The sequence below is a fragment of the Paraburkholderia elongata genome (assembly GCF_013177735.1).
GTDB classification, from domain to species: domain Bacteria; phylum Pseudomonadota; class Gammaproteobacteria; order Burkholderiales; family Burkholderiaceae; genus Paraburkholderia; species Paraburkholderia elongata.
In genome coordinates, this window is the sequence record NZ_WOEZ01000174.1 from 31,605 (window position 1) to 57,723 (window position 26,119).

22 protein-coding genes are annotated in these 26,119 nt (G+C 62.7%); 7 read left to right on the plus strand and 15 right to left on the minus strand.

Going from position 1 to position 26,119, the window contains the following annotated elements:
- Window positions 1-47: 47 nt before the first annotated feature.
- Window positions 48-1,877, minus strand: coding sequence for a bifunctional isocitrate dehydrogenase kinase/phosphatase (gene aceK / locus GNZ13_RS29220; protein WP_172171048.1), 1,830 nt, complete (start codon window positions 1,875-1,877; stop codon window positions 48-50).
- A 60-nt stretch (window positions 1,878-1,937) separates the two neighbouring features.
- Entirely contained in the window at window positions 1,938-2,351 is a 414-nt protein-coding gene (locus GNZ13_RS29225; protein WP_172171050.1) for a MerR family transcriptional regulator, read from the minus strand.
- Window positions 2,352-2,539: 188 nt separating this feature from the next.
- Between GNZ13_RS29225 and GNZ13_RS29230 the strand changes: the two genes are divergently transcribed.
- Both GNZ13_RS29230 and GNZ13_RS29235 read left to right on the plus strand, forming a co-directional pair.
- Window positions 2,540-3,619 (plus strand): MBL fold metallo-hydrolase, encoded by a 1,080-nt coding sequence (locus tag GNZ13_RS29230; protein WP_172171052.1) that lies wholly within the window; start codon window positions 2,540-2,542, stop codon window positions 3,617-3,619.
- 18 nt (window positions 3,620-3,637) lie between these two features.
- Window positions 3,638-5,086, plus strand: a complete 1,449-nt coding sequence (locus GNZ13_RS29235; RefSeq protein ID WP_172171054.1) for a phytoene desaturase family protein — start codon at window positions 3,638-3,640, stop codon at window positions 5,084-5,086.
- Between the two features lie 115 nt (window positions 5,087-5,201).
- Here the strand turns inward: GNZ13_RS29235 and GNZ13_RS29240 are convergent, their stop codons facing one another.
- The 6 genes from GNZ13_RS29240 to argS all read right to left on the minus strand — a co-directional run bounded on the left by GNZ13_RS29240 (window position 5,202) and on the right by argS (window position 12,227).
- Complete coding sequence (locus tag GNZ13_RS29240) at window positions 5,202-6,788, minus strand: ABC transporter substrate-binding protein (RefSeq protein WP_172171056.1); 1,587 nt, start codon at window positions 6,786-6,788, stop codon at window positions 5,202-5,204.
- Window positions 6,789-7,095: 307 nt separating this feature from the next.
- A complete protein-coding gene (locus GNZ13_RS29245) occupies window positions 7,096-7,944 on the minus strand; it encodes a cobalamin-binding protein (RefSeq protein WP_172171058.1) in 849 nt (282 codons plus the stop codon).
- Window positions 7,945-7,947: 3 nt separating this feature from the next.
- Window positions 7,948-8,721, minus strand: coding sequence for an SDR family oxidoreductase (locus GNZ13_RS29250; RefSeq protein WP_172171060.1), 774 nt, complete (start codon window positions 8,719-8,721; stop codon window positions 7,948-7,950).
- A gap of 15 nt (window positions 8,722-8,736) precedes the next feature.
- Window positions 8,737-9,375, minus strand: a complete 639-nt coding sequence (locus GNZ13_RS29255; RefSeq protein WP_172171062.1) for a thiol:disulfide interchange protein DsbA/DsbL — start codon at window positions 9,373-9,375, stop codon at window positions 8,737-8,739.
- Between the two features lie 184 nt (window positions 9,376-9,559).
- Window positions 9,560-10,375 (minus strand): SPOR domain-containing protein, encoded by an 816-nt coding sequence (locus GNZ13_RS29260; protein ID WP_172171064.1) that lies wholly within the window; start codon window positions 10,373-10,375, stop codon window positions 9,560-9,562.
- Between the two features lie 61 nt (window positions 10,376-10,436).
- Complete coding sequence (gene argS, locus GNZ13_RS29265) at window positions 10,437-12,227, minus strand: arginine--tRNA ligase (RefSeq protein ID WP_172171066.1); 1,791 nt, start codon at window positions 12,225-12,227, stop codon at window positions 10,437-10,439.
- A 447-nt stretch (window positions 12,228-12,674) separates the two neighbouring features.
- Between argS and GNZ13_RS29270 the strand changes: the two genes are divergently transcribed.
- Window positions 12,675-13,001, plus strand: a complete 327-nt coding sequence (locus tag GNZ13_RS29270; RefSeq protein WP_172171068.1) for a DUF1840 domain-containing protein — start codon at window positions 12,675-12,677, stop codon at window positions 12,999-13,001.
- 132 nt (window positions 13,002-13,133) lie between these two features.
- Here GNZ13_RS29270 and GNZ13_RS29275 read toward each other — a convergent pair whose 3' ends face one another.
- The 7 genes from GNZ13_RS29275 to GNZ13_RS29305 form a co-directional block, all read right to left on the minus strand.
- Window positions 13,134-13,328, minus strand: a complete 195-nt coding sequence (locus tag GNZ13_RS29275; protein ID WP_120297461.1) for an acid-shock protein — start codon at window positions 13,326-13,328, stop codon at window positions 13,134-13,136.
- Window positions 13,329-13,485: 157 nt separating this feature from the next.
- A complete protein-coding gene (metH, locus tag GNZ13_RS29280) occupies window positions 13,486-16,203 on the minus strand; it encodes a methionine synthase (RefSeq protein WP_172171070.1) in 2,718 nt (905 codons plus the stop codon).
- Window positions 16,204-16,299: 96 nt separating this feature from the next.
- Entirely contained in the window at window positions 16,300-17,370 is a 1,071-nt protein-coding gene (locus tag GNZ13_RS29285) for a homocysteine S-methyltransferase family protein (protein ID WP_172171072.1), read from the minus strand.
- A gap of 275 nt (window positions 17,371-17,645) precedes the next feature.
- A complete protein-coding gene (locus GNZ13_RS29290; protein ID WP_028198981.1) occupies window positions 17,646-17,903 on the minus strand; it encodes a BTH_I0359 family protein in 258 nt (85 codons plus the stop codon).
- A gap of 118 nt (window positions 17,904-18,021) precedes the next feature.
- Complete coding sequence (locus GNZ13_RS29295) at window positions 18,022-18,810, minus strand: alpha/beta fold hydrolase (protein WP_172171074.1); 789 nt, start codon at window positions 18,808-18,810, stop codon at window positions 18,022-18,024.
- A 160-nt stretch (window positions 18,811-18,970) separates the two neighbouring features.
- Window positions 18,971-20,311 (minus strand): DUF3108 domain-containing protein, encoded by a 1,341-nt coding sequence (locus GNZ13_RS29300; protein ID WP_172171076.1) that lies wholly within the window; start codon window positions 20,309-20,311, stop codon window positions 18,971-18,973.
- A 46-nt stretch (window positions 20,312-20,357) separates the two neighbouring features.
- Window positions 20,358-21,254, minus strand: coding sequence for an IclR family transcriptional regulator (locus tag GNZ13_RS29305; RefSeq protein ID WP_172171078.1), 897 nt, complete (start codon window positions 21,252-21,254; stop codon window positions 20,358-20,360).
- Between the two features lie 115 nt (window positions 21,255-21,369).
- On the opposite strand from GNZ13_RS29305, the gene GNZ13_RS29310 reads away from it, so the two are divergent.
- From GNZ13_RS29310 to GNZ13_RS29325, 4 genes are all read left to right on the plus strand, one after another.
- Window positions 21,370-22,353, plus strand: a complete 984-nt coding sequence (locus tag GNZ13_RS29310) for a fumarylacetoacetate hydrolase family protein (protein ID WP_120297469.1) — start codon at window positions 21,370-21,372, stop codon at window positions 22,351-22,353.
- Window positions 22,354-22,615: 262 nt separating this feature from the next.
- On the plus strand, window positions 22,616-23,836 hold the full coding sequence (locus GNZ13_RS29315; RefSeq protein WP_172171080.1) for an ABC transporter substrate-binding protein: 1,221 nt from the start codon (window positions 22,616-22,618) through the stop codon (window positions 23,834-23,836).
- A 109-nt stretch (window positions 23,837-23,945) separates the two neighbouring features.
- Window positions 23,946-24,842 carry an enoyl-CoA hydratase/isomerase family protein gene (locus tag GNZ13_RS29320; RefSeq protein ID WP_172171082.1) on the plus strand — a complete coding sequence of 299 codons (897 nt, stop codon included), beginning with the start codon at window positions 23,946-23,948 and terminating at the stop codon, window positions 24,840-24,842.
- A gap of 190 nt (window positions 24,843-25,032) precedes the next feature.
- Complete coding sequence (locus GNZ13_RS29325) at window positions 25,033-25,851, plus strand: PhaM family polyhydroxyalkanoate granule multifunctional regulatory protein (RefSeq protein ID WP_172171084.1); 819 nt, start codon at window positions 25,033-25,035, stop codon at window positions 25,849-25,851.
- Window positions 25,852-26,119 lie beyond the last annotated feature (268 nt).

Consider the following 26,119-nt stretch of genomic DNA (forward strand, 5'->3'; position numbering starts at 1 on the left):
CATACGGTTCGGACGATGCAGTCAACGATGCGGGCGGCGCATGAGGCTTACGCCACCCGCACGGTGCGTTCGTCTGCCTGGTTCTCCGATTGTCCGGACGCCGTATCGGCGAATCGTTCCGGATAGCGGTTGCAGAAGCGCACGCTGCTGTCGTACGGGAAAAAGTCGGGCAGTTCGCCTTTTAATAGATGATCCTTGTGCCGTTGCCAGAGCGCTGGATCGAAGAAGTCCGCGTGATGCTGCATGAAGGACCGGCGCACGCGTGGGTCGCCGAGCAAAAACGTGCCGTACGTCTCCGGGAAAATGTCGTGCGGGCCGACCGAGTACCACGGCTCTCCCGACATTTCGTCTTCCTCGTTACGTGGCGCCGGCACCGCGCGCACGTTGCATTCAGTCAGGTATTCGATTTCATCGTAGTCGTAGAACACGACGCGGCCATGACGCGTCACGCCGAAGTTCTTGTACAGCATGTCGCCAGGGAAGATGTTCGCCTGCATCAATTCCTTGATCGCGTTGCCGTATTCCTTGATGCCGTGATCGACGTCATCGTCGGTGCCGCTATGCAGGAACAGATTGAGCGGCACCATCCGGCGTTCGATATACATGTGGCGAATCACCAGGTTGTCGCCGTCGTGTTCGATCAAGGACGGCACTTCCTTTTCGAGCTCGCGCACCAGTGCTTCGTCGAGCCGCGAAATGGGCAGCGCCACGCTCGAATATTCGAGCGTGTCGGCCATGCGGCCCAAGCGGTCATGCCGTTTGACGAGCTGATACTTTTCCTTGATCTTTGCGCGCGTGGTTTCTTTCGGCGGCGGGAAGTGGTCTTTGATCAGCTTGAACACATACGGGAACGACGGCAGCGTGAACACCAGCATCACCAGTCCCTTGATGCCGGGCGCGATGATGAACTGATCGCTGGAATGCTTCAGATGGTGCAGCAGATCGCGATAGAACAGATTCTTGCCCTGCTTTTGCAAACCCACCGACGTATAGATTTCCGCCTTCGGTTTGCCCTGCATGATCGTGCCGAGAAACTCGACGTAAGCCGAGGGCACTTCCATGTCCACCAGGAAATACGAATGCGAGAAGCTGAAGATGATCAGCAACTGATCGCGTTTGAGCAGCACCGTATCGAGCGCGAGCACACCCGGCTTCACATGGCGCAGCGGCACTGCGAACGGCAACAGCAAATCGCCGTTGATGATCCGTCCAACGATATACGCCGAGTTGTTCCGATAGAACAGCGACGAGAGCACGTGAATCTGGAAGTTGGGCGCTTCGTCGAACACGCCGAACGCGTCGTGGATCGCCTGCATCACGCACGCGACGTCGCGCGTCAGATCCTCGAACGGCGGCTCCAGCTGAAAGTTGGTGACGATGCGCTCGAGCGTCGCGGCAAGACCGTCCTTGCCGGGGTAATACGCACGATAGGTCGGCTTCGCCGCCGGTTCGTCGTTCTCGATGTATTCGGTCGAGATCGCCGGGCGCACGAAAATGAAGTCGTTGTTGAAATACGAGCGGTGCAGGATCTTGCAGCACACCGAATTGAAGAACGTCTCCGCGCACTCGGGTTGGCGGTGCGTGGTCAGGAGGCCGATGTAGTGGAGCTTGATCTGCTGCCACACTTCGTCGTCGATATTTTCGGCGTCGTATTCGTCTTCGAGCAGTTCGACGCATTCCTCAACGCGATCGTCATACGAGGTAATGCGCTCGCGCGCCAGCGTTTGCAGGCCATGCCAGTCGGCAGCTTCGAAGAGCGATTTGGCATGAATCGCGGCGTCGCGGAAAATCCGGTAGTGCCGATCGAATCCTTCGAGCATCGTCTGGGCGACGTCAAAGCCGATCTGCGACGACAACAGTTTGGGGAAGTGATTCATGTCGACCGTGCATTCGTCCCATGTCGTGAAGACACCCGTGATTGTATCGTCCGGGTGGGCTTAGGCGGACCTAGCGGACCTGGTCCCGCGTGCGCCGCTCTCCAGCAGCGCACGCGCCTGGGCTTCGTATTGCGCGAGGTCTTCGAGCGTCGCGTTCAGGTCTTCGAGCTGACGTTCGAGCACGTCGCGATGGCGCGCCACCGTGGCCAGGAAGGCGTGCAATTGCGGCACGGTGTCGGTTGGCGACTCATAGACATCGAGCAGATCGCGGATTTCCGACAGCGTGAAGCCGAGCCGCTTGCCGCGCAAGGTGAGCTTCAGGCGGGTTCGGTCGCGGCCCGAATAGACGCGCCGCAAGCCGCTCGAACCCTCGCGGCTGGGCGAGAGTAAACCCTGATCTTCATAGAAGCGGATTGCCCGCGGCGTGACGTCGAATTCCCGCGCGAGCTCGGTGATCGTGTATTGCGTGTTCATCGGGGCATCCCGTGACCGGGCAGAAAATCGGATTGAACGATAGAATCGACGTTTACGTTATCGTCAACTTGATCGAAACGCAACTACGGCGCAATACGGCACCGGTATGTCCCGACCGGGCCGCAACCACGTCGTCCGGCATCGCATACCTCGCCATGCCGGACGGCCGACGGAGGAAGACAACCACAATGAATGCACTCGAACATCAACTCGACTACCCGTTCAACGACACTTTGCCCGAAGCGGGCCATGCGATGGAAGTCGCGCCCGGCGTGTTCTGGCTGCGCATGCCGCTGCCGTTCGCACTCGATCACATCAATCTGTGGCTGCTGCGCGATGAAATCGACGGTCAGCAAGGATGGACGATAGTCGACTGCGGCATTACATCGGACACGATCAAGGAGAACTGGGAGAAAGTGTTCGACTCCGTGCTCGACGGCCTGCCGGTGCTGCGCGTGATCGTCACGCATTGCCATCCGGACCACATCGGCCTCGCGCACTGGATTTGCAGCGGCGGCGACAAGAAACGCTGGGACGTGCGGTTGTGGATGACACTCGGCGAATACATGCAGGCACGCGTGATGGCGGCCGGCGACGGTTCGAATGCAGGCGGCGAGGGCGCGGCACGGCACTTTGCGCGCCATGGTTTGAACGATCAGGTGTCGCTCGAGAAGCTGCGTAATCGCACGAGCTACTACTCGAGCCTCGTGCCGGCGATTCCTGGCCAGTACCGCCGCCTGCGCGAAGCGGATGGCGTGAAGATCGGCGGCAAGACGTGGCGGGTGGTGACCGGCTTCGGCCATTCGCCGGAACACTGCGCGTTGTATTGCGAAGAGACCGGCACGCTGATCTCCGGCGACATGGTGCTGCCGCGAATTTCGACCAACGTCTCGGTGTTCGACATGGAACCGGAAGGCACGCCGCTCGCGCTGTATCTGGAATCGCTCGGCCGCTACGAGACGATGCCCGAAGACACGCTCGTGCTGCCGTCGCATGGCAAGCCGTTCCGCGGTGTGCGTACGCGCATCAAGCAATTGCGTGAGCATCATGACGCGCGTCTGGCTGAAGTGCGCGAGGCATGTGCCGAGAAGCCGCAAAGCGCCGCGGATATCGTGCCGCTCATGTTCAAGCGCCAGCTCGACATTCACCAGATGACGTTTGCGATGGGCGAGGCGTTGGCGCACTTGCATCTGCTGTGGCTCGCGGGTGAGTTGAAGCGCAAGCAGGATGCGGATGGGGTGATTCGGTTTGCAACAAAACTCGAATAACCGATCCTAAGGCATGCGATGAAGCCAAACAATGTCGTCATTGTTGGAGGTGGCGCGTCCGGTCTTGCAGCCGGCATTCACCTGGCCCGCCAGGGTGTTCGCGTCAAGCTGTTCGAAGCGCGCGACACGCTCGGCGGGTGTTGCTCTACCAGCAACGTAGACGGTTATACCTTCAACAACGGTGCGATGTTCGTCGCCGTTCCCCGCTTGCTGGATCACGCCTTCGCGCGCCTGGGACTGGATCGCTCGGCGCTGCTGCCGCTGCGCCGCATTGCCACGCCGCAAGCGTCGGTATTACCGGACGGCACGAAAATTACGCTCGGCGACCGGCATCGTGTGCGCGTCGACGGTGAGCGCGGCGATTCGCGCACGGCGACGCTGCAGGCAGAGATCGAACGCTGCGTGAGTAAATGGAATCCGCTGCTGAAGATTTTCATCGATGACCTCCTGACGCAGCCGATGTCCATCGCGCGCGTGATCTCCAAGGCATGGCGCCACCTTCCCAAGCTACGCGGCAACTTCGCCGATGAACTCAAGCGCAGCTTCAGCGATCCGCAAGCGCGTGCCGCGCTCGCCGCGGTGACGCTCTACACCGGTCTGCCTGCCGACCGCACGCCGGTGTTCCTGATCGTGGGGTTGATCTCGTTGCTGGAGGACGGCCTCCATCTGCCGGAAGGGGGTATGGGTTCGGTCAGCCGTGTATTGGAAACTACCTTCCGTCAACTCGGCGGTGAGGTGCACACCAGCACACCCGTCGCCAGAATCCGCATAGAAGGAGGACGTGCGCGCGGGCTCACTCTCGAGAACGGAGAGGACATTGCGGCGGATGCCGTCATTTCGACGGCCAGCGGCATGAGCACGTTCAGTCGTCTGATCGAGCCGGCCAACGTCCCTCGCGCGATGCAACGCCGGGTGCAGCGCGCACCGTTGTCGCACCGCACGCTGAGTATTCAACTGGGGCTGACCAATTCTCTGCAACCCGCTGCTCACTCAGTGAACCACATCCCGCTGATGGATGAGCAACAGCGCCTGCTGGCGCCGCAACCAGGCCGCATCGAATGGTTCAACTACACCGTTCCCACTCAGCCTATGCCTGAACTGGCGCCGTCGGGCGGCAGCATCGTCGAGATGTTCACTGCAGTGGACGAGCATCTGCCGCTGGACGCATGGTCTGAGGAAACCAAGGCAGCGACAGCCGACGCCGCCATTGCTGCACTCGCTCGATATCAGCCGCTCGCCATCGCAACGAAGCGCATCACCAGCCCGAAGGATTACGCGGAAGGTATGCACCTGTTCGGCGGCGCGGTCTACGGCCTGTCTCCGGCGGCGCGCCCCGACCAACAGTTTCCGCACGTCACGCCAGTGGATGGGCTGTACCTGGCAGGCCAGACGACGTATCCCGGATTCGGCGTCGCGACGTCGGTTTTCTCTGGCGTATTCGCGGCCGAAGCGCTGATCGGGCAATGACGTCATGGGGCCGGCGCTATGCGGCGGCTGGTATGAGTAAAAAAAAAACAGACCCGGTGCATTGCAGCGGGTCTGTTTCCTTACTCAACTTCGAGCGTGGCGTAACGCAGTTGTTTTACTGCACCGCCACCGTCCCAAAGTTCTGTCGTCCGAACGGACTCACGTGATAGCCGCTCACAGTCGTGCGCGTGATGGCCGCCGCCGTCGGGTAACCCAGCGGAATCCACAGCGCCTGATCGTGGATGATCTGCTGCGCCTGTTCATACGCCTTCGCGCGTTTGGCCTGATCGGGCGTTGTCTTGCCGTCGGCGATCAGCTTGTCCAGATCCTGATCGCAGAAGCGCGCGAAATTGATGCCCGACTTCACTGCATTGCAACTGAACAGCGGTGACAGATAGTTGTCCGGATCGCCGTTGTCGCCGGCCCAGCCCATGAACAGCGTGTCGTGCTGGCCAAGCTTTGCCTGCTTGATCAATTCGCCCCATTCGATCACCTTCACATCCGCCTTCACGCCGATCTTGGCGAAGTCGGCTTGCAGCAATTCGGCGCCGGCCTTTGGATTCGGGTTCAGCACGCTGCCGTTCGGACGCACCCAGATCGTCGTTTCGAAGCCGTTCGGATAGCCCGCATCCGCGAGCAGCTTCTTCGCCTTTGCCGGATCGTACGGCCACGCCTTGACAGCCTTGTCGTAGCTCCACGTGTTCGGCGGATACGGATTCACGGCCGGTGTCGCGGTGTTGTCGAAGATTGCCTTCAGGTACGTGGTGCGGTCGAACGCCATGTTCAGGGCGGCGCGCACCTTCTGATTGTCGAGTGGCTTCTTCTGCGTATTCAGTGCGACGAAGGCGGTCATGAACGCCGGCGTCTGCACGATGGCGAGCGACTTGTCACCCTTCGCTTCGGCGAGATCCTGCGGCTTCGGCGACAGCGCGATCTGGCATTCGCCCGCTTTCACCTTTTGCGCGCGCACGGTGGCGTCCGGCGTGATCGCATAGATCAGGCGGTCGATCTTCGGCTTCGGACCCCAGTATGTCGGGTTCACGTCGTAGCGGATCACCGCGTCTTTGGTGTAGCTCTTCAATTCGAACGGACCGGTGCCGATCGGTTTCGAATTCAGGTCGACCTGATTGCCGGCCTTGAGCAACTGGTCGGCGTATTCAGCCGAATAGATCGAGGCGAAACCCATCGTCAGGATCGACACGAAGGTCGCGTCCGGCGCGTTCAGTTCGAACTTGACGGTGTTGTCGTCAATCTTGCTGATCGACTTGATGAGCTTCGGCAAGCCCATCGATTGCGCGTGCGGAAAGCCGCTCGCGCCCGCCACCTTGTGCCACGGATTGCTGTCGTTAAGCATCCGGTCGAACGTGAAGACGACGTCGTCGGCATTCAGCGCACGGGTGGGCTTGAAATAGTCGGTGGTCTGGAACTGCACGTTTGGACGCAGATGGAACGTGTAGGTGAGGCCGTCGGCGCTCACGTCCCACTTGTCGGCGAGCGTTGGCTCGACTTTCTTCGCGGCCTCGTCGTACGAGACCAGCGAATTGAAGATCACATCGGCCGACGCATTGGTCGTAACAAGCGAATTGAACTGCACGACATCGAAACCGTCGGGGCTCGACTCGGTGCAGACGGTCAGCGGTTTGGCGAGCACGAGCGCGGGCGCCGTGAACAGTACGGCGGCTGCGAGCAGTTTGAAGCGCATAGGATCTCCCATAACAAGCGCAGTCAGGCAGTGCGTCTGGTTGTGTGGTTATGTTCCGTTGACGGGTGGCGACCGGTCTGGCCGTCGTCTTTATTGTGATACGTTTCCGGCGCTGGCGCATGGTTTGGCTGTTGCCGTACATGCACATCTCGGCCTTCGCGAAAGCTTATCGAAGGGTGGTTGCGGCGACAACAATTTAATCCGCATATCCATATGGACAGCGGGAGTTGGTGTGCAGGGGCGCGGCTCGTCGGTAGCGCTGAGCGGCGCGGTGGCTCGGCTCAGTGCGAGCGCAAGGTGTCGGCGCTCACGACGCGGCCGCGCGCCCGAGCAGATACGCGATGCCGTCAATCGCGCGCACGCCGTACCACGACACCAGTTCGCCATCGATCAACTCGATGCGCTTGCCGGCGAGACGCGGATCGCGCTTCAGCGCGTCGCAATGTGCTTGCGTAAAGCGATAGGGCTCGCTGGAGAGCAGGATACGATCGACGCCGGCAAGCCACGGCGCGTGGTCGAAGTCGAACGTGGGATAACGCGCGGCGCCGACCACTCCGCCTTCTACGGCAGGCAGCGTCTGCCAGTTCACAAGCCGCAGCATCGCGGCAATATAGGTATCTCGCGCGACCGTCATCCACGGTTCACGCCAGATCAGATACAGCACGTTTTGCCTGGGAAACGCCTGCGTGGCGGCCTCGTGCAGACGCGCTTCGAGCGCCTCGCTCAAGCGCTGCGCTTCTTGCGCGCGGTCGAAGATGGCGCCCAACAGCGAGTACAGCGAGAGATTGTCCTGCGGTGTCTGCGGATGGGTGACGACGATATGCGGCACGAACGCGCGCAATTGCTCGACGGTATCGCGCTCGTTTTCGTCGATATTGACGATCAGATGGGTGGGACGCAAAGCACGAATTGCGTCGATATTGACGGCCTTGGTGCCGCCGACCTTGCGCACCTGCCGCACCTTGTCACGCGGATGCACGCAAAAACCGGTGCGCCCGACGATCTGACTGTCGAGCCCTAAAGCGAACAGCAGTTCCGTGATGCTTGGCACCAGCGAAACAATGCGCGCACTGGCGCCCCGCGTATCGACGCCCGACGCATGGGCGCCCCCCATTTCGTGCGCGACGCCGGCTGCATCGACCGCACGCGGCTGCATGATTTACTCGGCGGCGGCGCGGGGCTTGCGCGGCGCGCGTTCGAAGGCGAAGTCGTAGAGCCGGCGCGGCAGCACATGCAGCAGCATCGCCACGATGCGCATCTGCCACGGGAACACCGCAAATGCGGTTTGCCGTTCGACCGCCTGCGCGACCTTCACGGCGAAACGCTCGGCATCCATCAGGAAGGGCATCCTGTACGGGTTGTGCTCGGTCATCGGCGTGCGCACATAGCCGGGCGCGATGGTGACCACGCCGACGCCCAGCGGCCGCATCTCGACGCGCAACGCTTCCAGATACTTGAGCGCGGCTGACTTGGACGCGCTGTACGCGCCAGACCCCGGCAAGCCACGCACGCCGGCGACGCTGGTGATCCCGACCAGCGTGCCTTTCTTCGCGGCAATCATCGCGGCGGCGAACGGCTCGAAGGTGGCAACCATGCCGAAGTAGTTGATATCCATCACTTCGCGGAAGGTGCGCAGATCGCCGTGCCCGGTGACCGCGCCCCGGCTGATGCCGGCATTGGCGATCACGACGTCCGGCAAGCCGTGCTGCGCGATGAACTGCGCGGCCGCTTCGGCGAGCGCCTCGGCGTCGCGGACGTCGACGGAATAGGTGGAGATGGAATTCTGCGGATGGGACTGCTGGAAGGCGGTGAGGGCGTCGCCGCGGCGGGCAACCAGGCCGAGAATCGCGCCGCGCCGCGCATATTCGGCGGCGAGCGCGAGGCCGATGCCACTCGATGCGCCGGTAATGAAAACCTTCAGGGGTGAACTCATTCCGGCGCCTCGGCTTTACATCTTCTTGGCGCGGATCTGCTGCACCAGGTAGTCGAGTACCTGGGTCGTACCCGGCAGGCTGTTGGTCGCAGCCGGACCGGTTTCATACTTGCCCTGCACGGCCAGCGTCGGCACGCCGTCGATCTTGTAGTCTTCCATCAGCTTCTTATCCTTCTGCAACGCGCTTTGCGTCGAGAACGAGTTGTAGGCGTCCATGTACTTCTTCGGATCGACGCCATTCTTCGCGAGGAACTTGCTCTGGTCTTCCGGCGTCAGCAGGTAGTTCTTGTTGACGTGGATTTCATTGAAAACCTTCGGCGTGAGTTGTTGCTGCAGGCCGAGTGCGTCGAGTGCGTGATACATCTTCGAGTGCGGAATGAAGTCGTCGCGGAACGCAACCGGCACGCGCTTGAACACCACGTCCGGACCTTGCTTCTTCACCCATGCTTCGAGGAACGGGTCGAATTCATTGCAGTGCGGGCAGCCGTACCAGAAGAATTCGGTGACTTCGATCTTGCCGGCCGGCACGTCCGTTGGTTGCGGCGTGGACAGCACGGTGTAGTCCTTGCCGGAAACCGGTGCGGTCGGCGATGCATGCGCCGTGGCGGCAACTAGGCCCAGCGAGAGGAACAGAATGCTCAGCAATTTTTTCATGTTTTGTTGACCCAATTAGGCGGTAAAGCGGTGGCGCCACGCAAATGCCCGTCACCGTTATCAATGTCGGCGTTAGACGTTCTAGTCGTCCGTTGTGCTTGTCGGTTGTGCTTGTGACTCGCGCCGCACGCCGATAGTTCGGCGGCGGCGCGTTCCGGCAAATCACCGTTTGTTTATTGTTTGCTTATTGCTTCGTAAAGCGGATCACGGCTGTATCCACGCCCGCGTCGGACAGACGCTGACGGCTCGAGTTCATGTCTTCGAACTTCGAGAACGGGCCGATACGGACACGGTAGTACGTCACGCCGCCTGCATCGCGCTGCGTGACCTTCGATTCGAAGCCCTGGAAGGCGAGGCGCGCGCGCTGCTGCTCGGCGTCGGCCGAGGTCTTGTAGGCGCCCACTTGCAGGAAGTAGCCCGTGTTCGCGTCAACCGCTGTCGGCGCCGCGCCCGAACCCGGCTTGGCGTTGGCAGCCGTGGTGGCCGTGCTCTTCGGCGCCGAGCCTGCCGCGGTGGCGGCCGGTGCGCTGGAGCTTTGCGGCTTTTTCGCCGGTGCGGTGGCCGTGCCGTTGCCGTTATCCTGCGCGGGCTTCGGTGGGACTGCCGTGCCGTTCGCATTACCACTCGACGGCGGCACTTCGACGATCTGCGGTTCTTCCAGCATGCCGGACTGCGTCTGCGAGTTGGTCTGGCCCGGCGCGGTGTTCGGCGGCGCCGGTTGCGCGGCTTGCGGCACCGGCTGGCCCGGCGTCTTGCCTTGCAGCGGACGGTTCGGGTCGTATTGCTGCCCCTGGCTCGCGCCGGTTTCGGGCGTAGCGGGCGGCGCGACCTTCGAGACAAACGGCGTAGGCGCACGGGTGATATACAGCGCCACCACTACCGCGATCGCGAGACCGACGATCAGGCCCAGCACGATGCCGAGAAAAGTCCCCCCGGTTTGTTTCGATTGCGATTGCTTTGTTGTGCGGCGTGGTTTTGCCATCGTATGAATCACCTGCAAAAAGAATCCTGGAACGGCCGTCGATTATAACGACGGCCGCGTGCATGTTGCGCCGGAGGACTTACATCTTGACGGGAGCAGAGACGCCGATCGTCGCGAGACCGTTGGCCAACACCTGGCGCGTGGCCGCAAGCAGCGCGACGCGCGCATTGCGCTCGGCAGCGTCGTCGACCAGCACGCGTTCGGCTCTGTCATTGTAGAACGAGTGGAATTCCCCGGCGAGGTCACGCAGATAGAACGCGACCGCGTGCGGCGCGAGTTCGTCGGCGGCGTGTTCCAGCATGTCCGGGAACTCGGCGAGCTTGTTCAGCAGGGCCATGGCGCGTTCGCTGGTGAGCGGCGATACGTCCACCTCCGCCAGCGTGCTCTCGTCCGTGCTGTAGCGCGCCTTGCATTCGGCGATGACCGAGCAGATCCGCGCATGCGCATACTGCACGTAGTGCACCGGATTTTCGTCGTTTTGTTTCAGCGCCAGGTCGATGTCGAACACGAATTCCGTATCCGCCTTGCGCGAAATCAGGAAGAAGCGCACGGCGTCGCGGCCGCGGCGAATTGTCTCTTCGTCGATCAGGTCGACGGCGGCTTCCGAGCCCGGCGTTGCGCCGCCCGACCATTCGATCAGGTCGCGCACCGTCACATAGCTGCCGGCGCGCTTCGAGATTTTCACCTCTTCGCCGTTGCGCATCACCGTGACCATCTTGTGCAGGATGTAGTCGGGATAGCCCTTCGGAATGCCGATGCCGAGGCCTTGCAGGCCGGCGCGCACGCGCGCGATCGTGCCGTGGTGGTCCGAGCCCTGAATGTTGATGACCTTGGTGAAGCCGCGCTCCCATTTGGCGACGTGATAGGCGACGTCCGGCACGAAGTACGTGTAGGTGCCGTCGCTCTTGCGCATCACGCGGTCTTTGTCGTCGCCGTCGTCAGTGGTGCGCAGCCACAGCGCGCCTTCCTGTTCGTAGGTCTTGCCGGCGGCGATCAGCGCCTCGACGGTCTTCTCGACCCGGCCTTCCTTGTACAGCGACGACTCGAGATAGTACTGGTCGAACTTGACGCCGAACGCCTGCAGGTCCATGTCCTGCTCGCGGCGCAGGTAGGCGACAGCAAAGCGGCGGATCGCGTCGAGATTCTCGATGTCGCGCGCGCCCGTGACGGGTTCGCCGTCGCTCGCGGCGACGGTGACGGCGTTCATATAGTCGTGCGCGATCTCGGCGATGTATTCGCCGTTGTACGCCGAGGCGGGCCAACCTTCGTCGCCGGGGGCGAGGCCGCGGGCGCGCGCCTGCGTCGACACGGCGAGCGTGTGAATCTGCACGCCGGCGTCGTTGTAATAGAACTCGCGGTGCACGTCATAGCCTTGCGAGGCCAGCACGTTCGAAAGCGCGTCGCCGAGCGCGGCCTGGCGGCCGTGGCCGACGTGCAGCGGGCCGGTCGGGTTGGCCGAGACGAATTCGATCAGCACGTGCTTGCCGGCGTCGCGCTGCGAACGGCCGAAGGCATCCTTTTCGGCGAACACGGCGGCGATCACCGCCTGCTTGGCGGCCGCCGCGAGACGCAGGTTGATGAAGCCGGGGCCGGCCACTTCGGCGGCATCCACCAGACCCAAGGCCCGCGGCTGCGCGAGCAGCGCGTCGACGATCTGTTGCGCCAGCTGGCGCGGGTTGGCGCGCAGCGGCTTGGCGAGTTGCATCGCCACGTTGCAGGCGACGTCGCCGTGCGCGGCCACCTTGGGGCGCTCCAGCGTGATCGTGGGCGAGACGAAGGCGGCTTCGCTCGCGCCTTGGGTTGCGTCAGCAACCTGCTTCACCGTGTCGGCGAGCAGGGTTTCGAGGGTATGTTTATGTGCAGGCAGCATGCTTGTTGCGAGTCCAGTGAGGCAATCCGGTGATGCCGAAGAAGCGGCGGCCGCGCGCGAGGCGCAGCCGATTCGTCAGAAGCGTGGAAAGCGGCGATGCACCGGCCGGGACGTGCCGGGCGCTTCGGGGCGTCATCAGGCACGTAGCGTGCAACGCGGTTAGCGCGGTGCGCGGCAACATGCCGAGGCGCTTGCAGCTGCGGCCTGGCGCGGCGGCAAGCGGTTTCGGCCAACGGCCCAGCCACGCCACCTGCGCTACGCCGCGCGCGGCGCATTGCGGCGCGCTTTTCCGTCCAGACGGATTTTAGCAGGTGCTAATATGTTCAATGAGATGCCCACCAAGGGCCGTGGCCGCCGTGCCTGATCGGCGTGTCAACGAAACGCGCGCCGGCGGCTAGCTTACAGCCGCTCGCGCGTCGATCCAACATAACGAAAAAGGGAACAGTCATGCTGATTACTTTCAAATGCCGGGCCTACCCGGATGTGGTGATGCTGGAGAATCTTGCCCAGTACCTCGTCGGCATTGTCGGCAAGCGCCTTGGTGAGCGTGGCGTGATCACCCACGACGAACTCGACGTTGCGATCACCAAGCTCGAAGCGGCAATCAGCGTCGACAAACAGGAACGTGCCGAGCACGAAGGCCATTTCCACGAAGGCGAAGACGGCCACGAACATCATGAGATTCCACCGGGACTCGCCCAGCGCGCGTTCCCGTTCCTCGACATGTTGCGCGCCGCGCAGAAGGAAAACCTGGATATCCTCTGGGGTCTCTGATTCCGGAGCGGTCCGCCAGCGGTGGCGTTCGCCGCGCCTGGTGGCACGGACCCGTGCGCACCAATGAAAAGAGCCCGCATCAGCGGGCTCTTTGTCTTTCACGGGTCTTAACGGCCCGTCTCACGAACCTGCTTACTGGCTGGCGGCATCCGCCGGTGCAGCCATCGGTGCCGACGCACCCTTCTTCATTTTCTGCTTCTTGGGCTTCTTGACGTGTTTTTCCGTAGGCGGCGAATAGGAGCTCACCGAGCTGGCGGGCTGGGCCAGCGCGACCGAGGCGCCTGCGGCGAGCGAAACAGCAGTCAATAACAGCGTCAGCTTCTTCATACGATTTTCTCCGTTGACGATTGCAATTTGATAAGCCGACGCGTTTTGGCCGCGTCTGGCGGGTTGAAGCTATTTCAGTCTACAAAGCCGAAAATTGCACTGCCGCAAATATTCAGTCTAGCGTGCCCGATATAGTAGGTTTCCCGCCCCGCAAGGCTTACAGCAAAGGCGCGAGAGCCCGTTCGGCGTCTGTTTTCGACAACGACATGCGTTTTGCGTAGTCTTCCAGCTGGTCCTGGCCGATCTTGCCGACCGAGAAATAGGTGCTGTCCGGGTGTGCCAGATAGAAGCCGGAGACGCTCGCCGCCGGCAACATGGCCAGCGACTCGGTTACGCTCATGCCGATTTCAGTGGCTTGCAGCACGTCGAACATGTCGCGTTTCACGAGGTGGTCCGGGCAGGCCGGGTAGCCCGGCGCCGGGCGGATGCCGTGGTACTTTTCGGCGATCAGGTCGTCGTTCGAAAGGGTCTCGGTGTTCGCGTAGCCCCAGAGATCGCGGCGCACGCGGGCATGCATCGCTTCCGCAAAGGCTTCGGCGAAGCGGTCGGCGAGCGCCTTCAGCATGATCGCGCTGTAGTCGTCGAGATCCTTTTCGAACTGCTTTTCTTTCACGTCGACGCCCAGACCCGCCGTGACCGCGAACATGCCGATGTAGTCGGCCACGCCCGAATCCTTCGGCGCGATGAAGTCGGCAAGCGAGCGGTTGGGCCGCATCACGCCGTCCACCACCGGCCGCACGCTTTGCTGGCGCAGATTGCGCCACGTGAGCGCAACTTCCGAGCGCGATTCGTCCGTGTAGATCTCGATATCGTCATCGTTCACCGTGTTGGCCGGCAGCAGCGCGATCACGCCGTTAGCCTGCAGCCAGCGGCCCTGGATCAGGCGCGCGAGCATCGACTTGCCGTCCGAGAACACGCGGCGGGCCGATTCGCCGACGATCTCGTCGTTCAGGATCGCCGGGTACGGGCCGGCGAGGTCCCAGGTCTGGAAGAACGGACCCCAGTCGATGTAGTTCGCCAGCTCGTTCAGATCGAAGTTCTTGAACACGCGGCGGCCGATGAACTTCGGCTTGACCGGCTGGTAGCCTGCCCAGTCGACCTTGGTCTTGTTCGCGCGGGCTTCGGCGAGCGTGACCATGGGCAGGGCCTTCTTGTTGGCGTGCTGATCGCGGATACGGTCGTAGTCGGCCTTGAGGTCGTCGACGTACTTCGCTGCGCCTTCATCGGACAGCAGGCTCGACGCCACGGAGACCGAGCGCGACGCGTCCGGCACGTACACCACCGGACCTTCGTAGTGCGGTGCGATCTTCACGGCAGTGTGGACGCGGGAAGTGGTCGCGCCGCCGATCAGCAGCGGAATCTTCTTGATGCGGAAGTAGTCGTCGCGCTGCATTTCCGACGCGACGTAGGCCATTTCCTCGAGGCTAGGCGTAATCAGCCCAGACAGCCCGATGATGTCCGCGCCTTCGACCTTCGCCTTCGCGAGAATGTCGTTGCACGACACCATCACGCCCATGTTGACCACTTCGAAGTTATTGCACTGAAGCACCACCGACACGATGTTCTTGCCGATGTCGTGTACGTCGCCCTTTACCGTGGCGATGACGATTTTGCCCTTCGCGCGGACGTCGGCGCCGGCTTCGGCCATCAGTTTCTTTTCTTCTTCGATGTACGGGATCAGATGCGCGACCGCCTGCTTCATCACGCGCGCCGACTTCACGACCTGCGGCAGGAACATCTTGCCTTGACCGAACAGGTCGCCGACGACGTTCATGCCGTCCATCAGCGGGCCTTCGATCACGTTGATCGGACGGCCGCCGGCTGCGGCGATCTTCGCGCGCACTTCCTCGGTGTCTTCGACGATGAAGTTGGTGATGCCGTGCACCAGCGCATGCGACAGACGCTTCTCGACTGGCTGATTACGCCACTCGAGGTTCTCTTCCTTCTTCGCGGCGCCGGTCTTGAACTTGTCGGCGATTTCCAGCAGACGATCGGTGCCGTCTGCACGGCGGTTCAGCACGACGTCTTCAACACGCTCGCGCAACTCCGGATCGAGATCGGCATACACGCCGAGCTGACCCGCGTTGACGATGCCCATGTCCATCCCCGCCTGAATCGCGTGATAGAGGAACACGGTGTGGATCGCCTCGCGCACCGGGTCGTTGCCGCGGAACGAGAACGACACGTTCGACACCCCGCCGCTGATCTTCGCGTACGGCAGATTTTCCTTGATCCAGCGCGTCGCGTTGATGAAGTCGACCGCGTAGTTGTTGTGTTCTTCGATGCCGGTCGCAATCGCGAAGATGTTCGGATCGAAGATGATGTCTTCCGGCGGGAAGCCGACTTCGTTCACGAGGAAATCGTAGGAGCGCTTGCAGATCCGCGTCTTGCGCTCGAACGTATCGGCCTGGCCTTGCTCGTCGAAGGCCATCACGACCGCGGCCGCGCCGTAACGGCGAATCAGGTTCGCGTGATGACGGAACGCTTCTTCGCCTTCCTTCAGCGAGATCGAGTTGACGATCGCCTTGCCTTGCACACACTTCAGACCCGCTTCGATCACCTCCCACTTCGACGAGTCGATCATGATCGGCACGCGCGCGATGTCCGGTTCCGACGCGATCAGATTCATAAAGCGAACCATCGCCGCTTTCGAATCGAGCATGGCCTCGTCCATGTTGACGTCGATGATCTGCGCGCCGTTTTCGACCTGCTGCCGCGCGACCGCGATCGCGTCGTCGAACTGGTCGTTCAGGATCATTCGCGCGAACGCCTTCGAACCGGTCACGTTGGTGCGTTCGCCGACGTTGATGAAGAGCGTCCCGGACGTGACGTTGAACGGCTCGAGGCCGGAAAGGCGCATGGTGTGATCGGTCATGGCGTTAGGTGCGGTTCGGTTGCGTGCGTTTACGTGCGATTACGTGCGTCGGGTTCGATAGCTAAAGAGCGGCGGAGCGGCGTCGAGCCACCGGACTCAGGCTGCGTCGCGGTATTGAGTCGGCCATTGGCGCGGCTTCACTTCAGCCAACGCCTTGGCAATCGCCGCAATATGCTCCGGCGTCGTGCCACAACAGCCGCCGGCGATATTCACGAGGCCTGCCTGTGCGAACTCCTTCAGCAATCCCGACGTATCCGCCGGCAGTTCGTCAAAACCCGTATCGCTCATCGGATTCGGCAAACCGGCGTTCGGATAGCACGATACATAGGTGTCGCACAGCTTCGCCAGTTCGGCGATGTACGGGCGCATCAGCGCCGCGCCCAGCGCGCAATTCAAACCGAAGGTGAGCGGCTTGGCGTGACGCAGCGAGTTCCAGAAGGCCTCGACGGTTTGCCCTGACAGAATCCGGCCCGATGCATCGGTGACGGTGCCCGAGATCATGATCGGCAGGCGCTCGCCGGTGTCTTCGAACAGTTCGTCCAGCGCGAACACAGCGGCCTTTGCATTGAGCGTGTCGAAGATCGTTTCGACGAGGAACAGATCGCAGCCACCGTCGATCAGCGCCTTCGCCTGCTGGTAGTACGCCGCGTGCAGTTCGTCGAACGTCACGTTGCGCGCGCCCGGATCGTTCACGTCAGGGGAAATGCTCGCCGTCTTCGGCGTCGGTCCGATGGCGCCGGCGACGAAGCGCGGCTTGTCGGGCGTGGAGTACTTGTCGCAGGCGGCGCGCGCCAACTTCGCCGATTCGAGATTCATCTCGATGGCGAGGTCTTCCATCCCGTAGTCGGCCTGCGCAACCGTGGTGGCGCCGAACGTGTTGGTCTCGATGATATCCGCGCCCGCCGCGAGATACTGTTCGTGAATCTCGCCGATGATCTGCGGCTGCGTGATAGACAGCAACTCGTTGTTGCCCTTGATGTCGCGCCCGTAGTCCTTGAAGCGCTCGCCGCGATAGCGGGCTTCGTCGAGCTTGTAGCGCTGGATCATCGTGCCCATTGCGCCGTCCAGAATCAGGATGCGCGATTTGAGCAGCGCGGGCAGCGCCGTGCCGCGTGTGTAGGCGGCGTCGGGACGGACTGGCGTGGCGGATTGAGCAGGCTGGTTCATGGCGGACGAGGGCTTGCGCCGGCTTTTTCGGGAAACCTGTCATTGTAGCCGCTGTGGGGCGGTTCCGCCGGGCGCGGGCCGAGCGGCCGGGTGCGCGTGCCGTGGCGATAGCGGCTGCGGCTGCAGCGGAAACAAACCGGCGGAAACAAAACGGCCCAGTCAGGTGGAAGCCTGCTGGGCCGCGTTATTACTGCTGACCGACTTGTAAAGGCCGCCGGCTAAACCGGTCGGCGCGGTCGATGTATGTCGCCAAACCGTTACGTTAAATCCTTCAGTTAGTGGAGAATCACCGGTTGATGCATCAGGCTGTCGAACTGCCCGAGGAATTCGTCTACCTCATCCAGCGACGGTTCATCTTCGATCAGCTTTTGCACGTGCTCGCGGAAACTCGCCGCCATTGCACCGTCTATGTAGATTTCGCGCTGCATGTTCTTGTCCACGATCTCGTAGCCTCCTGATTTCATGGCCAGCGGGCCTTCCTGCGGCGGAAACTCGACGACACAATAGTTGGGGCTGTTGTAGATCATTTGCATGGCGACACTCCTTATTTCCGTTGGCTCCTGGCCATTCCTGCGCCATAGGTGGAGCTTGTGGTGTGGAATTCAAGGGGTGGGTCCGGATTGACGCTCGTAAAAGTTCCGAACCTACCGGTTAGACCGGCTTTTCAAGAAACGTTTCAAGCAGTGCAGCAAAACGGTGAGATTGCTCGATGGGCGCGAGATGAGCGGCATCGAGCAGTTCGAACTGTGCGCCTTCGATGGCGTCTGCTATTGCCTGCGTTGCCGCAGGTGGCGTGCCCGTGTCGTGGCGGCCCGCCACGGTCAATGTTGGGCGACGTATTGTTGCCAGCTTACTGCGTACATCGAAATCGCGCAGCGCTTCGCACGCCATTGCGTAGCCTTCTGACAACGTATGGGTCAGCACATCGCGGATCTGGTCGACAGTTTCGGGATGCTCGGCCTGAAAATCTGGCGTCAGCCAGCGGCTCAATGTCGCGGGTACCAGTGATGCCATACCTTCCGTGCGTGCCGCTGCCGCGCGTTGATCCCATACCGCGCGGCCTTCGGGCAGCGTGCCGCCCGTGGTGTCGGCAAGGGTCAGGGTGTCGACGCGCGATGGGTGGTCAAACGTGAATTGCTGCGCGATCATGCCGCCCATCGACATGCCGACAAGATGCGTGGTGGGTGCGCCGAGCGCATCGAGCAGCGCCGCGAGATCGCGGGACAGATCGGCAATGCCGAAAGGCTTGCTCGATACCGCGGTCTTGCCGTGGCCGCGAAGGTCATAGCGCAACACGGTGTAGCGGTCACGGAAATGGCTGGCGAGTTGGTCCCACACAGACAGATCGCCGCCGAGCTGGTGAATGAACGTCAGCCACGGGCCGCCGCCCTCATTGCTCAGCACATAGCGCGTCTCAATGCCGTTGATTTTCACTTGCATGCGGGCTCCTTGAAGGGGAACGCAGTGGAAAGAGCCGTTTGCGCGCGCTTCTCCCGCCTTCACTATACCTGCGTGGCGGCCGCGCGAACGATTGAAGTTCATGGTGCGAGTGAGCCACGTCGCGGAAGTTTCAGCGACTTGCTCGAGGCCATACTCGGGTTCAGGGCTTTTCGGGCAGATTGCCGGGAAGGGTGGAATCGACCGGTGAAGAGGGGGCGGTTTCGGGCGTCATTGCGGGTGCGTTGGCGGTGGGCGATTGGTTTGCCGGATTGTCAGGTGAAATATTGCCGCCGCTGTCAGCGCCGCTGGAGCCACTAGAGCCACTAGAGCCGCTTGTGCCGTCGGCGCTGTCGGCGCTGTCGGCCGGACCGCCGGCGCCGTCTGCATTGAGCTTGCCGCGCCACACCAGTTCGAATTGCGTGCCGTTCGGCTCGGTCTGCATGATTCGCGCGGGCAGCCAGCCGAGCGACGGCGCGAGCCACACGTCGATGCGGCGTAGATCGCCGTCATGCCGAGGCAAGCGTTTGAAGTGGCGCGTCTCGAGGTAACCCTGCGCGGTGCGGATGGTCTCGTCGCCGATCGTCTCGATTGGCCAGTTCTCGCCGCTGTCGTTATCGACCACGAAGAATTGCCTTGTCACGCCCGGCTTGTAGGCGGCAGGGTCGCCGCGCACGAGGCTGGCAAGCTGCATCACCATGCTGAAACGGTCTTGCGCGCCGTCGGGCAGTGGCAGCGAGGCCGGGGTGCGCGTGAAGGCGATCTTTTTGTCGGTGCGATTGAAGATCGCCACGTCTTCCGGGCGACGGCCGCGCTTTTCGACGTATTGATCCGGCGCGAGACCGAATGCGTCGATGCGGCCGTGGCTCGAGTACACGAACGTGCCGACGAACGGCAGCGGCACAGAGACGACCATTTCGTAGCTCTGTGCGTTGCTGCTCCAGTGAATGGTGCCGGGCTGGTTGCGCACGCCGTTGTAGAACGTGTCGTAGTCCAGTTCCCCGGATGGCGGAACGGAGAATTTCACGCCTGCTGCGGCCTGGGGTGCGCTGGCAGCGGTGGGGGCGCTGGCCGTGCCGGCGGCGGTTGCGCCCGCTTTGGCGTTGGCATCGGGGGTGCTCGTAGCGGCCGATGCGCTCCCTGCAGCATCCGATGCAGCCGTGACCGCGGGCGTTTGCTTTGCCGGTTGCGTCGCCGTCAGTACATGCTCGCGCGGCTTGCTCGCAACTGCCTTGTGCGCCGGAGCTGGCGCCGCAGCTTGCGGCGCATCGGCGGCGGGTTCGCGCTCGATACGTTCGGGCGTTAGCAATGCGACTTGCACAGGGACATGCTTGTTGTCCGATGGATTCAGCGTCGCGCGGTTGCGCTCGACCCATTGCGCCGCAATCCAGTGCAAGGCGGCCACCACCAGCAGAACCGCGATCCATCGCCACACCCGCAAACCGGCGCGCGGCCCGGCGGGCGGCGTGCGATCTGAGCGATGTGTGGCAGAAGGTGAGGACATGGGCGAAAGAATTCGAACGGGCGGACGGTAATGGGATCGGCGGGGGTCACCGTGGCGTCGCACTATACCCGAGCTCGTACGAGAGCTTTTGCGCGCATTCGCGCAGCGCCGTGTCGATCTCGCCACCCCAGCGGATGTCGAACGCGCCTTCATGACCGAGCGCGATCAGGCCGAGCGCGAGATCGCCGGTCGAATCGAACACCGGCATGCAGAACGCGTGGATGGTCGGCAGCAACATGCCTTCCACGCGCGCCGCTTCGTGCTGCCGCACCTCCGCCAGCACCCGCTCGACCTCTTCCCGTGTGCGCGGACCGCTCATGTGCGACGAGCGGCGCGAATCGGCCAGTTCGCGCTCCAGCATCGCGGCGGTCTTGCTCGACGGCAGATAGGCGGCGAACAACAGACCGGTGGCGGAACTGAGCAGCGGCATCACGTCGCCGAGCCTGAGCGACGCCTTGGCCGGATGACTCGATTCCATCCAGTGGACCATCGTCGGCCCCTGATTGCCCCACACCGCGATGCCCACCGTCAGATCGAACCGGTCGCGCAGTTCGGCGAGCGCAATGCGCGCGAGCTTCACGCCGTCGACGCGGGCAAGCCGTGCGAGCCCCAATTGCAACGCGAAGCCGCCCAGTTCGTAACGGCCCGACAGCGGATCCTGCGCCACCACGCCGAGACGCAGGAAGCTCACCAGATAGCGGTGCGCTTTTGCCGGACTCATGCCCGCACGCTGCGCCAGATCGCGCAGCATCATCGCGCGCGGTTCGTGGGTCAGCACCTCGAGCAATCTGAACCCGACTTCGATCGACTGGATGCCGGAGCGCAGCTTTTCCTCGCCGGCCTCGACGCTTTCGTCGTCAGATTCGGGTGCGTCGTGCGGTTCGAGCGGTTCAGCGGAGTCGGTGTCGGCACGGATCGCGCCGGATCGGACAGTTGGAGGCATGAGCGAGACGCATGGAGCGCGTTTAAAAGACAGTGGGATGCACCGGCACTTGGGCCGCGCCGATTCACCATCGTAGAATAGATTCCTTCTATCGTCACTAACGGTTCACTCCTCTATGAAACTTGCCACGCTGAAGGACGGCACGCGCGACGGTCAGCTAATCGTCGTGTCCCGCGACCTGCACACCGCGGCCGTCGCCGACGCGATCGCGCCCACCATGCAGCGCGTGCTCGACGACTGGGCCTTCTACGCGCCGCAACTGCAGGACCTGTACGACGCGCTCAACCAGGGCCGCGCGCGCAACACCTTCCCGTTCGACGCCAGGGAATGCATGGCGCCGCTGCCGCGCGCGTTCCAGTGGGCCGACGGTTCGTCGTACGTGAATCATGTGGAGTTGGTGCGCCGCGCGCGTGGCGCGGAAATGCCGCCGGAATTCTGGACCGATCCGCTGATGTACCAGGGCGGCAGCGACGACTTCATCGGCCCGAAAGACGATGTGCTGTGCGCATCTGAAGAATTCGGCATCGACTTCGAGGCGGAAGTCGCCGTGATCACCACGGACGTGCCGATGGGCGCCACCCCCGATCAGGCGCTCAGGAGCGTGCGTCTGGTGACGCTCGTCAACGATGTCTCGCTGCGCAATCTGATCCCCGCCGAACTCGCGAAGGGCTTCGGCTTTTTCCAGAGCAAGCCGGCCACGTCGTTCGCGCCGGTGGCGGTTACGCCCGACGAACTCGGCGAGAGCTGGCGCGAAGGGCGCCTGCACCGGCCGATGATCGTCCACTGGAACAACAAGAAAGTCGGCCAGCCCGACGCCGGCACCGACATGGTGTTCCACTTCGGCCAACTGATCTCGCACGCGGCGAAAACGCGCAACCTGCGCGCCGGTGCGATTGTCGGTTCGGGCACGGTGTCGAACAAGGACGCGAAGCGCGGCTATTGCTGTATCGCCGAGAAGCGCTGCCTCGAGACCATCGAGCACGGCGCGCCGCAAACCGAGTTCATGAAGTTCGGCGATACCGTGAAGATCGAGATGTTCGACGAAGCAGGCAAGTCGATTTTCGGTTCGATCGATCAGGGCATCGCGCCGCTGGATTGAGGCGCCAGGCCGAGGCACCGGTTTTGTGCGGTACGCGGCATCAAGATCGCATCCGCACGCGCCTCGGTGTCCGCGAAAGGGTTTCGCCCGATGCCGACGCCACAACGCGCCGCTACACTGACTGGCGCGGCGGCGGCCTCGGGGTAGCGGCTGGCCGTCGATTGCGGACCCAACGCGAAACCAGCGCGACGCAGCGCGTGAGCCAGGCACAAGCAGCACATCGGCGGTACATCAAAACGAAAAACCGACGTGAGGAGAGAGCATGCCGCGATTTGAATCCTTCGAACGAGGAACCCAGCGCGCTCACGCATCGAGCGTGCGCGCAACACCGTCGCGGCGTGGGCTCGCCCGTCTTGCCGCCGCACTATGTGGCGCGCTACCCGCCTTCGCACTTGCGCAGGTGAAGATCGGCCTCGTGTTGTCGCTGACCGGGCCGGCTGCATCACTCGGTATTCCCGCGCGCGACACTGCCACGCTGCTGCCCAAGCAGATCGGCGGGCAAAGCGTCGAATACATCGTGCTCGACGACGCGTCCGACACCACGCAGGCTGTGCAGGACACCAAGAAGCTGATCTCAGAGAATCACGTCGACGTGATCATCGGCTCGTCGATCACGCCGAATTCACTCTCGATGATCGATGTGGTTGCCGATGGCGAAACGCCGATGATCTCGCTGGCATCGTCGGCGAAAATCATCGAGCCAGTGGATGCAAAGCGCCACTGGGTATTCAAGACCCCGCAGACCGATGCGATGATGGCCTCGGCGATCGCCGGGCATGCCAGTGCGCACGGCGTCAAAACGATCGCGTTCATCGGCCAGGCCGACGCGCTCGGCGAAACTTTCTACACTGAAGTTGCCAAGTTCGCGCAACTGCATCACATCGACATGGTGGCGAGCGAGCGCTTCAACCGCACCGATCCGAGTGTGACGGGCCAGGTCCTGAAGATTCTCGCGACCCATCCGGATGCGGTGGTGGTCGGCGCGGCCGGCACGCCCGCCGCGCTGCCGCCGAAGACGCTCAGGGAACGCGGCTACAAAGGACTGATCTATCACAATCATGGGGTCGGCAATAACGACTTCCTGCGCGTGTGCGGCGCCGATTGCAACGGCACGTTCCTGCCCGCGAGCCCGGTGCTGGTCGCCGCGCAATTGCCAGCGGACCATCCGGCCAAACGTCTCGCGCTCGACTACATCGGGCGCTTTGAGGCATTGCGCGGACCGGGCAGCGTGTCGGCGTTCGGTTCGTACACCTGGGACGCCGGCATGCTGCTCGGCAACGCGGTACCGATCGCGCTTAAGGTGGCCGCGCCCGGCACACCGGAATTTCGCCGTGCGTTGCGCGACGCACTGGAAGCGACGCGTGGTCTCGCGGACACCAACGGCGTGGTCAACATGAGCACCACGGATCACCTCGGACTCGATCAACGGGCGCGCGTGATGGTCGAAATCAAGAATGCGAAGTGGGTTTATCAGCCGTATTGAGTTTGCGCGGGGGTTTGCGCTGACATAGCGCGGAGAATGTGTCGAATGTGCCGAATGTCCCCTTAGGGCGACGGTTTCAACGGATATACCGATAGACGGATTGCTCACCATGTCTCAAGCAACACACAGTAACGACGCGTATTACGCGCACTACCAGTCGCTGCAATTGCACCGCCACCCGCACGGTGTGCTCGAAGTCGTGATGAGCGGCGAGGGCGCGAACAAAAGCGGGCTGGCCACCGCTAATGCGCGGATGCACTTCGAACTCGCCGAAATCTGGCGCGATATCGATCGGGATCCCGAAACGCGTGTCGCGATCATTCGCGGCGAGGGCAGGGGCTTTTCGGCCGGTGGCGACCTGCAACTGGTCGAAGACATGGCGACCAATTTCGAGGTCCGCGCACGCGTGTGGCGCGAGGCGCGCGATCTGGTCTACAACGTGATCAATTGCAGCAAGCCGATCGTTTCGGCGATGCACGGTCCGGCGGTCGGCGCGGGGCTCGTGGCCGGGCTGCTCGCCGATATCTCGATTGCGGCGAAGTCGGCACGGATCATCGACGGCCATACGCGCTTGGGCGTTGCCGCCGGCGATCACGCGGCCATCGTCTGGCCGCTCCTGTGCGGCATGGCGAAGGCCAAGTATTACCTGCTGCTGTGCGAGCCGGTGAGCGGCGAGGAGGCGGAGCGGATCGGCCTCGTGTCGCTTGCCGTCGACGAAAACGATCTGCGGCCCAAAGCATTCGAAGTCGCGCAAAAACTGGCCAGCGGCTCGCAAACGGCGATTCGTTGGACCAAGTACGCGCTGAACAACTGGTTGCGCTCGGCGGGACCGGCGTTCGATGCGTCGCTGGCACTGGAATTCATGGGGTTCGCCGGGCCGGATGTGCGCGAAGGCGTGAACTCGCTGCGCGAGCGGCGCGCGCCGGATTTTGGCGGCATGGACCCGTGGAGAGGGCCGCCGCGGCACACGCCGGGCGGCGGCGCCTCGGGCGGTGAGCGCTCCTGAAACCGGAGACTGGCGCGTATTACACAAAACCCCGCGCAAAGCCCCGCCGGTCGGCACTTGAGGTGCTGCGCGAGTGGGGCGAACAGCAGCCCAAAGTAAGCGCGGTTCGCAGCGCCACGCGCGGTATGATCGAATCAGATGCGCGCGGGATGGCGCTATTTCCTTCCCTTTATGCAGCGAGGCGACAAGCATGACCGATACACCTGGCACCACGCCGCCCTTTCCCGGCTTTCCCGGTTTTCCGCCCACTGAAATGCTCGAACAGATGTGGGGCATGATGCGTCTCTCGCCGTTCGGTTCGGCGTTTTCGGGCGCGCAGCCTGGAAGCAGTCTCGGGCCGTCGCTGTCGATGATGTCCGACATGATGGCGCCGCTGACCAACGTCGAAGAACTCGACAAGCGCATCACCGACATGCGAGCGGTCGAGCAGTGGCTCAAGCTGAATCTAAACATGCTGCAGTCAGCCATTCAGGCGCTCGAAGTGCAGCGCGCCACGCTCGCGACGCTGCGTGCGTTCGGCGCGTTCGCGCAGTCGTCGATGGCGCAGCCGGCTTCCGCAGCGGCTGCGGCGAGTCCCGCGCAGACCGGCTGGCCGCATCCGGAGACTGCTTCGGCTTCGAACAGTACGAGCTCATCGGCCGCCGCAGAGTCGGCAACCGACGAAGGTGAGGCCGCCGCAACGCCACCGTTCGACGCCTCCGCCTGGTGGAATCTGCTGCAATCGCAGTTCAATCAGATCGCCCAGTTTGCAGTGACGCAAGCAACTGCGGCAGCCACCGCATCAGGCGGTTCGGCGACGGACTCGCCGGGTGCGGCGAGCGTTTCGGCATCGACAAAGGACGCGGCTGACACGGATGACGCGGATGACGTGGCGGATGAGGCCGCCGCAGACGCAGGGCCCGCAACCAAACGGCCGGCAGCGAAGCGGGCCGCGACGTCAACTTCAATGTCCGCGAAACGCGCAGGCAGTTCGGGCGCCGCCCCGCGAGCGACCAAAAAGTCTGTTTAACGGCAGGAATGAAACCGGGCAGCGCGACCCGTGCGACGACGGCGCAAAGCCCGGCGGACCGGCGGTGCAAGCGAAGAGAATTCGCCGCCTGTCATGGTTTTGACGCCGATCGTCGGCCAAACTCTACGAATCGGGTAGTTTATTGAGAGAGGTCAATCAGGCACCGGAATTGCGGCTGGTAATGCACGGGATCCGTAAAGTCAGCGTGCTATCATTGTGTAAGCTTTATTTGGCTTTTGGGCGTGCGCTGAAAACAACCAATCCAGCC

Bases quoted from the DNA above. Each gene is read 5' to 3' on its own strand.
- aceK (WP_172171048.1), bottom strand. From the start codon at position 1,877: ATGAATCACTTCCCCAAACTGTTGTCGTCGCAGATCGGCTTTGACGTC.
- GNZ13_RS29225 (WP_172171050.1), bottom strand. From the start codon at position 2,351: ATGAACACGCAATACACGATCACCGAGCTCGCGCGGGAATTCGACGTC.
- GNZ13_RS29230 (WP_172171052.1), top strand. From the start codon at position 2,540: ATGAATGCACTCGAACATCAACTCGACTACCCGTTCAACGACACTTTG.
- GNZ13_RS29235 (WP_172171054.1), top strand. From the start codon at position 3,638: ATGAAGCCAAACAATGTCGTCATTGTTGGAGGTGGCGCGTCCGGTCTT.
- GNZ13_RS29240 (WP_172171056.1), bottom strand. From the start codon at position 6,788: ATGCGCTTCAAACTGCTCGCAGCCGCCGTACTGTTCACGGCGCCCGCG.
- GNZ13_RS29245 (WP_172171058.1), bottom strand. From the start codon at position 7,944: ATGCAGCCGCGTGCGGTCGATGCAGCCGGCGTCGCGCACGAAATGGGG.
- GNZ13_RS29250 (WP_172171060.1), bottom strand. From the start codon at position 8,721: ATGAGTTCACCCCTGAAGGTTTTCATTACCGGCGCATCGAGTGGCATC.
- GNZ13_RS29255 (WP_172171062.1), bottom strand. From the start codon at position 9,375: ATGAAAAAATTGCTGAGCATTCTGTTCCTCTCGCTGGGCCTAGTTGCC.
- argS (WP_172171066.1), bottom strand. From the start codon at position 12,227: ATGCTGCCTGCACATAAACATACCCTCGAAACCCTGCTCGCCGACACG.
- GNZ13_RS29270 (WP_172171068.1), top strand. From the start codon at position 12,675: ATGCTGATTACTTTCAAATGCCGGGCCTACCCGGATGTGGTGATGCTG.
- GNZ13_RS29275 (WP_120297461.1), bottom strand. From the start codon at position 13,328: ATGAAGAAGCTGACGCTGTTATTGACTGCTGTTTCGCTCGCCGCAGGC.
- metH (WP_172171070.1), bottom strand. From the start codon at position 16,203: ATGACCGATCACACCATGCGCCTTTCCGGCCTCGAGCCGTTCAACGTC.
- GNZ13_RS29285 (WP_172171072.1), bottom strand. From the start codon at position 17,370: ATGAACCAGCCTGCTCAATCCGCCACGCCAGTCCGTCCCGACGCCGCC.
- GNZ13_RS29290 (WP_028198981.1), bottom strand. From the start codon at position 17,903: ATGCAAATGATCTACAACAGCCCCAACTATTGTGTCGTCGAGTTTCCG.
- GNZ13_RS29295 (WP_172171074.1), bottom strand. From the start codon at position 18,810: ATGCAAGTGAAAATCAACGGCATTGAGACGCGCTATGTGCTGAGCAAT.
- GNZ13_RS29300 (WP_172171076.1), bottom strand. From the start codon at position 20,311: ATGTCCTCACCTTCTGCCACACATCGCTCAGATCGCACGCCGCCCGCC.
- GNZ13_RS29305 (WP_172171078.1), bottom strand. From the start codon at position 21,254: ATGCCTCCAACTGTCCGATCCGGCGCGATCCGTGCCGACACCGACTCC.
- GNZ13_RS29310 (WP_120297469.1), top strand. From the start codon at position 21,370: ATGAAACTTGCCACGCTGAAGGACGGCACGCGCGACGGTCAGCTAATC.
- GNZ13_RS29315 (WP_172171080.1), top strand. From the start codon at position 22,616: ATGCCGCGATTTGAATCCTTCGAACGAGGAACCCAGCGCGCTCACGCA.
- GNZ13_RS29320 (WP_172171082.1), top strand. From the start codon at position 23,946: ATGTCTCAAGCAACACACAGTAACGACGCGTATTACGCGCACTACCAG.
- GNZ13_RS29325 (WP_172171084.1), top strand. From the start codon at position 25,033: ATGACCGATACACCTGGCACCACGCCGCCCTTTCCCGGCTTTCCCGGT.